An 11,042-nucleotide genomic window follows, 5' to 3' on the forward strand; every position below is an offset into this window, starting at 1 on the left:
CGAGGTCATCTGGCGGCAGCGATCATGGCCAAGCGTTTCGGCCGTGGAAATGGCAACGCTGCGCTGGGTCGATTGGTACAATAATCACCGGCTCTTCGGCCCTATCGGGCACATCCCGCCCGCTGAGGCCGAAGACAATTACTATGCAGCCCTCGAGAACCTCGATATGGCTGCATAGCCAAATGAAAACTGCCTCCTGAAAACCCGGGGCGCTTCAAAGTCTAACAGGTCGGCCTGGGAGCGCGCGTGCTCTGGCAACTGGCGTTCATAGTCCTCACAGGCTTCGACGAGGCTAAGCCCCGCGCGAACGAGCTCCCATTGCGACTGGCTCTCTCCCTTGCCGAGCCAGACCGAGTTCTTGTGGCGCGTCAGCAGACGCCGGGTCACGTCGGTATCGTTGGTCGTGATCCCCTTGATGGCGGACTTGAGGAAGGTTCGTTCCTCAAATGGGAATGTGTCGCGTTCTCCCAGATCTTCGATCGCGCTACATTGGCCGGCCAATTCCAACTCGATCTCGATCGCCTCGGCCCGCTCGATATAGCCGCTGCGCGTGTTGGGGTTGCTCCGCAAGCGATCGCAGACATCCTCCACGATCGGTCGCGCTTCGACAGGGGCATGCGGCACACCCTTTAGGGCTTCCGGCAATACCACTGGCAAATCGAATATAAACTCGCTGAACAACACGAACCGCCAAAGCTCATCCGCGAGGGAATTCCAAGTCTTGCCTCGCGTCTTAACGCTCAGGCCGAGCGTCGCCGACACGAATTCTCGCGCCTCATCACTCCAGCCTTCCTGGGCTTTCAACGCCTCGGCTTGGGCCGCATTCGGCGCCAGCAGTGCCGTCAGGACCTCTCGTCCCGATTCCACCTGCAATGCCGAGCGCAGTTGCGGCCAACTGGCCCCGCCGCCAATTGCATCGATGACGGCGAAGGCAGGCCCGGTTGTGGCCCCCGCAAACACCCGGCGAACTTCGGTCGAATGGTCAGGCTTTGCCCGCAGGCACAGGCTGAGATAGTCGTCGCCATCGTCCTTCGGAAACACGGCGCCGCTCGCAGCATAGATCGAAAAAGGATCGATTTGCTTGTCTTCGTCGGCCGCGGGTGGGCCTTTGGGGACATAAACAAGGACAGCATCAAGACTGCTCTTCGGGCGGCCTACTTCACTCAGGGCCTGGATCGCCGCCAACCGGCTCTCGATGCTACTCACCGATGCATCGATCACCCGCACGCGATCGTCTTCAAGGCCGGCACAGATCGCCTGATAACGCTGGTCTGGATCATAAACGACCATGCATCCCGCTTCGAGCAGGCGTGGGCGCAGCACGGTATCACGGATGAAATTTGCGATAGTCATTCCGCGTCCTTCTTGAGCCCACGGGCCTTAGCGCCTTTCGGCTCAGCCTCGGCATAGAGATGCTCAAGATCATGGGCGATAGCGAGCGACTTGTCGGTCTTGCACTTTTCCCGCACGCGGGTCGCCAATAGGCCATCGCCAGGTGCGCCCAGTCATACTCGCCTTTTTTCCAGCTTAGCCCAGGTGTCCTTTAGGATTTTCTGCCAAGGCTTGTGGCGAAACAACTGCCAGAGCGGCGCTGCGGTGATCTGGACGCCGTCGTCGTGGTTGGGGTGATATGTCGGAGCAATCTGCAACAGCGTGTCGCGCAACTCGATCAGCTCTAGTTCGAGGGTCTGCAGTACCTCATAGCGTTTCTCGTCCTCGGACAACGGGCGCTGCCCTTTTCGCGCAGCGCCGTAAGCTCTCGTCTGACCAGGCAAAGCTTTCCGTTCGGCCCCTCGATGAAGTCGTTGACGGCGACGTAGAGCGTCTGACTGGTCAAGTTGGGGTAGTAGCACCAGAGCGTGTAGCTACCCGAACTGGTCGAGAGCGGCCAATAGATCGGGGCCTTTCGGCGGCTTTTGCTGTATTGCTTCAGGTGCAGGAGAAAGAAATCACGCTGCAGCCAGCGGCGCACGTTGCCTGGCACATCCGCCTGGACGCGGGCGAGGACCTCCTCGATTAGCCTGGGCAGGTCATGCGGATGGCCCTGGTCATCCACCAGAATGCCACTGTGGTCATGGAACGGCGCAGCCCCGTCAGGCAGCATGCCTGGGCTCTTAGCTGGAAGCGGATCGAACGGGTCTGGTTCATGCGGGGCTTCGCGCTCGCCCGTCGCCAGGCGCAAGTCGAAGCGACCGAAAGCGACGCCGACGGTCCAGCTAAGCAGGCTGTCGGTCTGATCGATCGCGTCGACACCATCGTCGTCTTCACTATCCTCTGGATCCTGAGCTGTGACCATTGAATCTTCGTTCGTTGAACCCGGTGATCCAAGCGCAGCGGCGCGGTCTGCCTCACTGAATCCGTAGAGGTCGAAAGTGATGTCGTCGATGTTGGCCTGTAAGCCGTTCAGCGTCAGCTCCATAGCCGGAGGATGATATTCGCCGAGGCTCGACCTCAATCCGAATGGCAAAACAAATGCCAATGATGTTTCCGTTGTTTCGTCTAGCTTGCGCTTCAGAGACCATGATTGAAAACTCAATTCTGCAAGGCGTCGTTCATCTTCTTCGCAAATCTTTGGAATTGGTGTTCGCAATATTACTCCGGCCTCATAAGAGCCTGCCGCGATTTGGAGACTGACAAGAAAGGAATACGCTGAGCTGTTCGTAACAGCCATTGCAGAAAGTGTTTGGCTAACATCGTCATGGGGAAGAAATACTGTCGGCCCTTTGTCAGAAAATATACAATCCTCAGGGAGGGCTCGAAAAGACAGTCCCTTTGCGGATCGGCGTGACCACGTAAATCCTGGCCGAAAAAAATATGACTTTATTGTATCTGGGAGCATCCAGATGTTGGATTTGGTTTTTCCTGATTTCGGATTAAGTATTGCGAGCATTTGGTCTTGACCATTCCCCCAGCTAACTAGGAGATGGATCGAGCCGTAAAATTTTGAATATGCGCCACCTTTAGAGAAAAATCTCCATTTTATACCGCGCGAGGGTTCAATTTCCCATACAAGCCTAACAAATCTGAAGTCGTCAGCAGTAGCCAGTCCCTGCCTCGCTTCTAATCCTTCTTCAGCAGCCGTCCCAAAAATTTCAAACGAGTCTCGTACGGCGCTACTTACCCAATAAGCAAATGGCGCTCCTGGAATTTTGTTGAATTCTGATGGGTTAATTATTGAAGCACAGGTCGGACACGCGCCGTTCCTTATGGCAATGGACGCGCTTGAAAGGGCTTCTCCCTTTTCAGTTTCATCCAGCAGTCGTAAAAAGATCGTCATGCCCGCTTCTCCAGAGTATAGGCTGCCGCCTCCACCCACGCGTCGTCCATCACTCCTAATCCAAGATCGGCAACTACCTCTGGCTGCGCGATGCCGAGTAGAATTTCTTCTCGCCATCTTTGAAAGCTCGTTAGGAAGAAACATGTACGGGAGGTAATTGCTCCAAGCCGAGCTTCGGCCCGCATAAGCTCCAAGCCACGCTCGACGAAAATTGCGAGCAAATCATTCTTACTGTTGGGATAGGCTTCCTGCATCACTGCCTTAGCCCCGACCGCCGTCGCCCCAAAGGGTGGGTTCATCACAACCACGTCGAACACCTCGCGGCAGTGATCGATCATCCGCAATCCTTGCAGCGCGTCCTCGGCGAACAGCCGACCCTGATAGGTGGAGCGCGCCGCGCGGGCATAGTCGGTCAGCGCCTCGTGCAAACGCGCCTCAGCCTTCTGCCAGTGCGCCATGTCATCGGCGCGGAACAGATCGCCATGTTCGCCAAAAACCTTGCGGATCAGCGCGGGCAATTCCTTCTCAACTTGCAGCAATACCCCAAGCTCGGGCAGGCCCTTGAGCAGGAACAGCGTTTGTTCGAACAGTTCGGCATCCAGCGGATCAAGCTCCGCCATGAACCGCTGGCGCAGTTCTACCTCAGCCGGCGGCGCAACAGCGGCCACCACTTGCCCGCGGCCTATTTGCGGCCGGTCCTTGGCCTTTACCCCCGCATCATGCCAAGCCCGCTGCGCTCGCAGCCACAGCGCGAGCGACGCGATCTGTGCCGCGCGCGGGTCGATATCGACGCCGTAAATATTGTGCTCGACAATCAGCCGCGGGACGTCTTGCAACAAGGCATCCTGGTCAGCATACGTTTGGCAGAGCGGCTTTAGATCGGTACTGCCGCCGGTTTCGGTGTCGAGCGATCCTGGCATATGCGTCTGTTCCCACGCCCAGGCCTCACGATAGATCTCCTGAAACAGATCGAAAGCATAAAGCCCAAAGTGCATCGACCCACAGGCTGGATCGAGCAACTTGATCGTCCGCGGGTCGCGAAGGCGGCTGGAAGACTCAGGGTTCTCGTCCGGTTTTACCAACAGATACTGGCAGCGATCTCGCAATTCTGTTTGCCCGCCGGTCCAATTGAACCACAGTCGCCCCAGCGTATTGTCGACCAGGAATTCCACCACATAACGAGGGGTGAAGAACTGGTTGCGCACGGCAAGCTCTCGGCTATTGCGAGGGGCCTGCGATGCATCGCGCATCGCTTTGCGTTCTTCCTTGGAGTTGAAGTACTGGTAGATCCAGCCGATCGTCTCGTCCTCGGCCCACAGCGGCTCAATCTCACCATGATTGATGAGCGCCAGGACCTGGAGCAGCGCGACCTCCCGCGGGAATAAGCGCCCTTGTGGCGAGTAGCGGTCGAACAGGCCGGGCAGGTCTAGCGACAACTCGTCAAAGACGCTTTGAAGGTAAACCCGGTAGGCATCGCCCGTTTCGCCAAGCCCCGTACCCGCAAGGCGGGCATAAAGCTGAAAGCCTTTGGCCTGAAACCCGTTGCCAACCGTTTCGATCAACAGTCCACGCGCCTCCGCCATGTGAAGTGCCGCCAGCCGGTTCAAGACCGTAAATGCCTGCTCTCGCACGATGCGATCGAGGCCGGCCTTCGTGTCCATGTCTCCGCCAGCGCAATAGTGATCCAGCGTATCCCGAAGGATCCGCGCCGTTTCGCGTTGCTGGTCGTTGATGTGCCGCAGGCTTTCGATCGGTGTGACTGTGCCGGCGACCGGGTCCATCCCGAAATCGTTATGAAGCTGGCGCGTAAATTCTTCTTCCAGCGCCCGGCGTGCATCGGTGACAAAGCGCTGCAGTCGGTTACGCGTGGCCTGATCGAACGCCATGGTTATGCATCCCCGCCAAGCACGAACGAGATGTCGATATCATCATACAATGCCAATTGGGTTTTCAACTCGTTCAGCGCCTGGATCAGCATGTCCAACTCGCTGGCTGAGGCAACCTTGCTGGGAACTGGGATTGAGCGAGAAAGCATGGTGCGGTCGCGCCCCCCGCTCTTGCCCACTTCCTCTTCAAGCTCCATCCGCCGCCTCTCCTGCTCCTGGCGGGCTATCGACCGCTTCAGATCGTCGGTCGTGCTGCTGATATCATAATCGCGTGCCAGCAGCTTCTTGAGGCCGGACAGGTCTTCGGAAACGGTCAGCGCTAACGCTTCCAGGCGCTCGACCGCATTGCCACGATCTTCCTGAGTCAGGCCCGACCACTCCGGCAGGCGCTGCAGGTCTTCAACGCCATCCTTCAGTCTCAGCTTCTGCTGCTCTGACAAAGATAGAACCGTGTCACGAACTCGTCCTTTAATGTGCGTGAGCAGCGAATTGAGATCGGCGGAGTGCTTGAAGAAATCCTCCTTCTTCAGTCGCTCGGACAAGTTGACCATCTCTTCGCTTAGCTCTTTTCGGAGTTCCCCAGGGGCACCGGTGTTTGGCAGCTCATCGATTTCATGGCGATGGGACTGCAGCGCACGCACGGTCACGTCGAGGCCATTATCGAGTGCCCGTTTCACCTCGACCGCCCATCTCAAATTATCGTAGATGGCAGAACTCTCGGCTCCCAATCGTTGGGGGGCATCAGAAGCGTCTGTGAACAGGACATCCGCGAGGTCCTGATTAAGGGTGATAATCCGATCGCTGCCGCCGAGCCCTAAGCCGCTCAACTTTTCCGACAGAGATCCGTAATCATGTTGGAAGCGAGGGAAATATTTCGTGGCGACCTTGCTGATTTCCTGTTCAAGCGGGATGACCGTATCGCCGACCAATTCAGTCAACCGCTCCGCAGCGCGGCCCAGCGTCTCGATCGACGGACGTTCGTCGCGAAGCGCAACACCAATTGGCTTAAATGAATTGTTGGTTTTCAGAGCGTCGATCGCTTGCTGACCTGCCGCAGTGACCTCGCGTCCAGAAACCTTGAGCTTGATCTCCCCCGCGATCAGCATCGCCGCAAGAATGTAGCGGGTGGTGTCGGGCGACCAGCCAAAAGGATCGCTGCTGAAGTCATCGAGTAGCCGCTTGCCATCGACCGTGCCCCGCTTGTCGATGTAATCGCGGATGCTGATCATCGCCTTATGGTCGCTGCGGAAAGTCGCGCGACCCGCAACCGTCTGCACCAGCCCGAGCGGATCCAGCGCGCTGCTAATAGCCGAAGGGTTCGCAACCTTGAGGAATTTTTCGGCGCAATCCGTTGCGGCCCTTACCGGCGCTTCAGCATACCGATCGTACACCTGCTCAGCGACGTCACCGAGAAGCTTTTTTGTCGCCTCCAGCAAGTCTACGTTGAGTGCCGTGACCGCGGTAGCCTGGCCGCGAAAAACGAACGATCCACCCTGCAGGGTTTGTTTAATCTTGCTCTGCAACTGAACTGCAAGCTTGGTCGCCCGATCGAGCTGCCCAGCGCAATAGTCGCGGACCTCTTGATCAGGTTCGTTGCGATGCAGCTCAGCTATCCGTTGGCTACGGTAAATCTCGTTCGCAAGTTCATCCAAGTCGGGATTTGCTCTGGCCAAGAGACCAATCACATTCCGCCCGGTCCGGCTGCGCGAGTCATCAAGTAGGCGGTTGCGCGCCGTGTCATAATCTGCGGCCGGTACCAACTCGACGATTGTCTGTATGGGATTTTGATCGCCAGCAAGGCTGGTCACTGCACTGCCCGTTTGCACCTTGAGCCCTGATGCAACAGCTAACGTCCCGTGTAGATTGACCCGGGGCAATGGATCAAAGGCTTCACGCAGAGCGTCATTAAAAGCACGGCGTACGTCAACCGAGCGCAGGGCCAGCGCGCCGCGTTCCTGTTCGATATCCCGAAGCTTCTCACTCAGAAATACAAGATTTCCATCCTTCTCACCCAGTGGGGCATGAACATCGCCGAGCATCTCGTCGGCTGCCTTGCGCACATCTTCGAGCTGAGAGGCTGCCGAGACCAACGAGTGCATCAGGCTGGCGACGTTCTGCACTGTGACAGGCAAGTTGCCCAGAATTTGTAAGACTGCGACGGATTTGGCGATGTCCTGGTGGCGCTGCGTGTCTGGGAACCGAATAAGAACCTTGCCGACCGCTTGGTGGATTGAGGGGAAGGCGCGCCGAATGTCCTTCTCAAGTTCGTCGTAGAGCGTAACGGTTGTTGCAAGCCAACCAACAGGCTGATCGGCCATTGCCGTCGAGCCGCCTTCACCCTTGAGTACGTCCTGGACGACCTTGATGGCAGACCGCAGCCCAATGCCACCAGTCGATTTAGCTAGCGCCCCCAAAAGATGCAAAAGGATGTCAAAATGTGCAGGCAGGAAGGGGTATAGATTGATGAATGTTTCGCGGCTGAAGTCAGCGTCGTAGTACTTTGCATCTTGCAGCTTTGTATTGTGTCGAAGCGCTTGGCCGTGAGTGTCGAACAGCTTTCCTAGCTGCTCTTCGCCCGCAGGGGATTTCCCAAGCAAACGGCGATAACAAATTTCTTTGATATCGCTCGATTCGAGATCAATCTGGATCGGGAAGCGATCCTTGAGCTTATAAAGCTTGTCCGAATTGAGCGCAGCGCGCGGATCATCCTCGGTCAGGGTCTGTTGTGCCGTAGATATAATCCAGACCTTGCCGTCGCCTAGGCGCTTAAGGTTTTTTGCCAAGCCATCGAGATTGAGGATCAAGTTGTCACGTGATGCGACATACTGCCCGACTTCGTCGATGATGAAGATGATGTTCTGCTTGCCGCTTTTTTCTCGGACAATATCAATCATCTCTTGGACGCGTTGATCCTCGAACTGAAAAAATCCGTCAGTGTTAGACGAAAATGACTTCGTTTCGGGGAAAAGCCCTGGATACATTTCGTGTGCAATTTTCGGAATGAGCCCATCAATCGCGAGGGGGTTGTTCTGAACTCGATCCCAGGTGGCGCCGGGCAAGGCTTCTCCAATGCGCCCATGCAACTCATCGGTACGATTGTCCTTTTCGATCATTCGCTCGAAGGCTGCGACCTTGAGGTTGCGCGAATAGCCCCCCCACTGCAGAACCTTGAAGTAGAGAACCGTGGACACCTCTTCCATGGTTGCCCCAGCAAGCATCTCACTGGCCAGGTCGAGTAAGACGACGGCTGCAGGAAATCTTTGAGCAACAGTGTTGAGCAGCGCTTTAGTCTGGGGCTTATGCAGACGATCCTGCAGATGTTTGATGAACGGAGTGCCGTCAATCGTTCGCTGGTTGTCGAAGGCGAGGCCGAGATATTTGGTGAATGAGCTCTTGCCCGAGCCATAGAAGCCGGACACCCAGACCCCTACCTCGTTTTCGCCACCAGCCTCCATGGCCATCTGCATGCGATCAAGGAGCTTGCGGAATTGCTCCTCGATGCTCTCCGTGACTACATATTCAGAGATTTCAGCCTTCAGCCGGTCTTCTTGGGCAGCACCATAGGTGATTACCTTTTCGATCGTCCGATAAATGTCCTTGGACGGATCAAATAATTCCCGAATGCTCACAGCGTAGTCCCCCAGCCAATTCTTTGCACATTAACCGCCGACATGGACGGACCGGTAGTTTCCGTCCTCGGGATAAAAGCCGAGGAATTTCAGCCTGGTTTTCCCTGTTCGAACACCGGGATAGAGGAACACCGTCGGCACATGAAATTGTCCTTGAAGCTGGCTTTCGATTGCCCCGATGCGCAAGAACGGATGGAGCGCCTCCAGATCCGTTACCAGGAGCAGCGCATTCTGCTTGGCTTCCAGAGGCTTAAGCGCTCCTGCCAGGCGGCTAAGAAGGCCACCACCAGACGTCACAATATCGGCCAACGCCTTATTGGTACGCACCCAGTCGAGAGGGGACGCTTTGTCTTCCATGAGGCAGAGCGACCAAAATGGATCATTCCGAAGGAGGTCCCACAGATTGTCTGCAATCGAGAACGTGTGGACGTCCCAACCTTCCTGATGAAGTTTCGCCAGCCACGCAGGGGTTTGGCGCTTGACCTCCAGGATCTGCTCCGGAGGAAAGATTAGGTAATAAATAGGTTCGAAACTCGCATGCCCGAGTTCGCGACCATGCCGTATGCGCTCGCGCAATTCGTCAAAATCAGCCCTGAGAGAGGACATCGCAAAGCGCCTCCATGCTTGGTTGCTTCCAGCTGATACGAACGACGTCGCCAGCGGCTTGGACGATAACATGTCCCTTTAGGGAGAGCTTTTTCAGCTCCTCCAGCACATCTTCGCGGGCCAACCCAAACAATTGCCAATCTGGATGGGCCAGCAGGGCATTGTCTCCAACGCCTGCGAAATGCAGGTCATAAGCAAGGTACGCCGAGGCCAGATGCGAAATTCGAAGTGGGAGGATACGGCGGCTTGATCGTGTCCCACGCTCCAGCAAGCCATAATCCGCACAACATCCGGTCAAATAGGCAGAAACCCGCCTGACAGTGGACTCCGACCATCGTATCGCCGTTTTTCCATCATCGATTGCGCGCTCCACAAAAGCACGCGCATCAACAGTGGAGATCTCGGCATAACCGCCGGCATATCGGGACCAATAAACATCGCGGATAAAATCGCTCAATATTGGGTTTGCTCTAGCCGTAAATAGCAGGAGAATCTGACTTAGATCGGATCCAGAAACATTCCTTGATAGTATCTTCAGATGTTGAGCTGGAGCACCATTCGAAATGAGGTAGCGGGGAGAAAAACACTCAGAAATTACATTGCGCAGGCGCCGAGCGGTGACATTGGGAAATCTTCCTGAGTCCAGCGCAACCTGATTAAGCTGCGAAACCGACATGCCAGGCGCCCACAAATCCAGCAGTTCCTTAGTCTCGCTTATGAGACCTAGGCCTGCCTGCAATTGCGTGGTGTAAAAAGATTCCTCAGCCACAATTATCTCGCCAGGTAGGGGAAGGATTGGGCGTTGGACGAAAAAGCCGCAGCATAAACTGAGGCGATATCTTTGAGATGAATGGCAATATTATCGACATTTCCGATTGCTACCGGGCCAACTCCCTCCTTCTTTGCCGAACCTGCTTTGGCGATCAGAGCGTCGAGCGCTGTCTGGGTGTCTCGAAAGAGAACTGCAGGAGACAGCTCTTCGGCTCCGCCTTGGACGAGTATATGGAGATCTTGCTCCAACTCTTCCGGCAGGCGAAAAAGGTGATAGGTCCCAACATTTAAGTGCTCGTCGTGCAGCCGACGTGCTGCCTCGACGACGCCATGATACTGGGCGAGTTGCGGTGTTTTCGAAAAAATAGGCTCGAGGAAAAGTCGCCTGACGCATCATAAAAAGCCGTCGGCCACCAACCAAACTGCGCCCGCTCGCCCAGAAAGCTCACGAGCAACCTGACTTTCAACACTGGCAGTAGAGCAGAGTCCATCATCTTACCCATGGTTCAATTTCGCCCTTGTTCTTGAGCGACAATCCATCGGTCAATCTCGCTCTTCCGAAAGCGCCACGAGGCACCAACCTTAAAGCCCGGAATCTTGCCATCCGCCGCCAGGCGATAGGCGGTTTTCTCGGCTAGTTTGAGATAGTCGGCAACCTCCCGAATGGTCATCACATCGCTTTCCAATTGCCGACTCCATATCAATGGCGGTCTACTTTTGAGAAAATACGGGAAAATTGTGGAGGTCGCAACCTAATCATACCGGGACAGCGATTAGGCCGTAGACTCATAAGCTCGCAGCCATAGCCGCATTGAGGCAAGTTGAACCATGGCGAGGAAGTTGGCGGCGAGCTTGTCGTAACGGGTGGCGACG

At 56.0% G+C, this 11,042-nt stretch carries 9 protein-coding genes and 2 pseudogenes; 1 reads left to right on the forward strand and 10 read right to left on the reverse strand.

What is annotated here, in order from left to right; all coding sequences use genetic code 11:
* A pseudogene (locus ADT71_RS30965) lies at positions 1–178 on the forward strand (IS3 family transposase); the annotation flags it as partial.
* Here ADT71_RS30965 and ADT71_RS01325 read toward each other — a convergent pair.
* From ADT71_RS01325 to ADT71_RS29915, 10 genes and pseudogenes are all read right to left on the reverse strand, one after another.
* Complete coding sequence (locus ADT71_RS01325) at positions 142–1,353, reverse strand: hypothetical protein (protein ID WP_197282875.1); 1,212 nt, start codon at positions 1,351–1,353, stop codon at positions 142–144. The pseudogene ADT71_RS30965 and the gene ADT71_RS01325 overlap by 37 nt on opposite strands.
* 152 nt (positions 1,354–1,505) lie before the next feature.
* Positions 1,506–1,724 (reverse strand): hypothetical protein, encoded by a 219-nt coding sequence (locus ADT71_RS31835; protein WP_197282876.1) that lies wholly within the window; start codon positions 1,722–1,724, stop codon positions 1,506–1,508.
* Positions 1,676–3,277 carry a hypothetical protein gene (locus ADT71_RS01330; protein WP_197282877.1) on the reverse strand — a complete coding sequence of 534 codons (1,602 nt, stop codon included), beginning with the start codon at positions 3,275–3,277 and terminating at the stop codon, positions 1,676–1,678. Before ADT71_RS01330 ends, ADT71_RS31835 begins: the two co-directional genes overlap by 49 nt.
* Positions 3,274–5,163 (reverse strand): SAM-dependent methyltransferase, encoded by a 1,890-nt coding sequence (locus ADT71_RS01335; protein WP_054434401.1) that lies wholly within the window; start codon positions 5,161–5,163, stop codon positions 3,274–3,276. Before ADT71_RS01335 ends, ADT71_RS01330 begins: the two co-directional genes overlap by 4 nt.
* Before the next feature lie 2 nt (positions 5,164–5,165).
* Positions 5,166–8,792 (reverse strand): BREX system P-loop protein BrxC, encoded by a 3,627-nt coding sequence (gene brxC, locus ADT71_RS01340; RefSeq protein WP_054434404.1) that lies wholly within the window; start codon positions 8,790–8,792, stop codon positions 5,166–5,168.
* Between the two features lie 30 nt (positions 8,793–8,822).
* Positions 8,823–9,398, reverse strand: a complete 576-nt coding sequence (locus tag ADT71_RS01345; RefSeq protein ID WP_054434406.1) for a BREX protein BrxB domain-containing protein — start codon at positions 9,396–9,398, stop codon at positions 8,823–8,825.
* Positions 9,379–10,167, reverse strand: coding sequence for a BrxA family protein (locus ADT71_RS29910; RefSeq protein ID WP_082370075.1), 789 nt, complete (start codon positions 10,165–10,167; stop codon positions 9,379–9,381). The genes ADT71_RS01345 and ADT71_RS29910 overlap by 20 nt, the downstream gene beginning before the upstream one ends.
* A gap of 2 nt (positions 10,168–10,169) precedes the next feature.
* The gene (locus ADT71_RS35320; RefSeq protein ID WP_197282878.1) at positions 10,170–10,535 is read right to left on the reverse strand and encodes a BrxE family protein; all 366 of its coding nucleotides are present in this window, start codon (positions 10,533–10,535) and stop codon (positions 10,170–10,172) included.
* 140 nt (positions 10,536–10,675) lie between these two features.
* Positions 10,676–10,840 carry a helix-turn-helix domain-containing protein gene (locus ADT71_RS01355; protein ID WP_054434408.1) on the reverse strand — a complete coding sequence of 55 codons (165 nt, stop codon included), beginning with the start codon at positions 10,838–10,840 and terminating at the stop codon, positions 10,676–10,678.
* Positions 10,841–10,942: 102 nt separating this feature from the next.
* A pseudogene (locus ADT71_RS29915) lies at positions 10,943–11,042 on the reverse strand (IS5/IS1182 family transposase); the annotation flags it as partial.

Origin of the sequence: Novosphingobium sp. ST904, assembly GCF_001298105.1 — a bacterium.
Lineage (GTDB): Bacteria > Pseudomonadota > Alphaproteobacteria > Sphingomonadales > Sphingomonadaceae > Novosphingobium.

Excerpts from the sequence above, each read along its gene's own strand:
- ADT71_RS01325 (WP_197282875.1), bottom strand. The coding sequence starts at position 1,353 with ATGACTATCGCAAATTTCATCCGTGATACCGTGCTGCGCCCACGCCTG.
- ADT71_RS01330 (WP_197282877.1), bottom strand. The coding sequence starts at position 3,277 with ATGACGATCTTTTTACGACTGCTGGATGAAACTGAAAAGGGAGAAGCC.
- ADT71_RS01335 (WP_054434401.1), bottom strand. The coding sequence starts at position 5,163 with ATGGCGTTCGATCAGGCCACGCGTAACCGACTGCAGCGCTTTGTCACC.
- ADT71_RS01345 (WP_054434406.1), bottom strand. The coding sequence starts at position 9,398 with ATGTCCTCTCTCAGGGCTGATTTTGACGAATTGCGCGAGCGCATACGG.
- ADT71_RS01355 (WP_054434408.1), bottom strand. The coding sequence starts at position 10,840 with ATGACCATTCGGGAGGTTGCCGACTATCTCAAACTAGCCGAGAAAACC.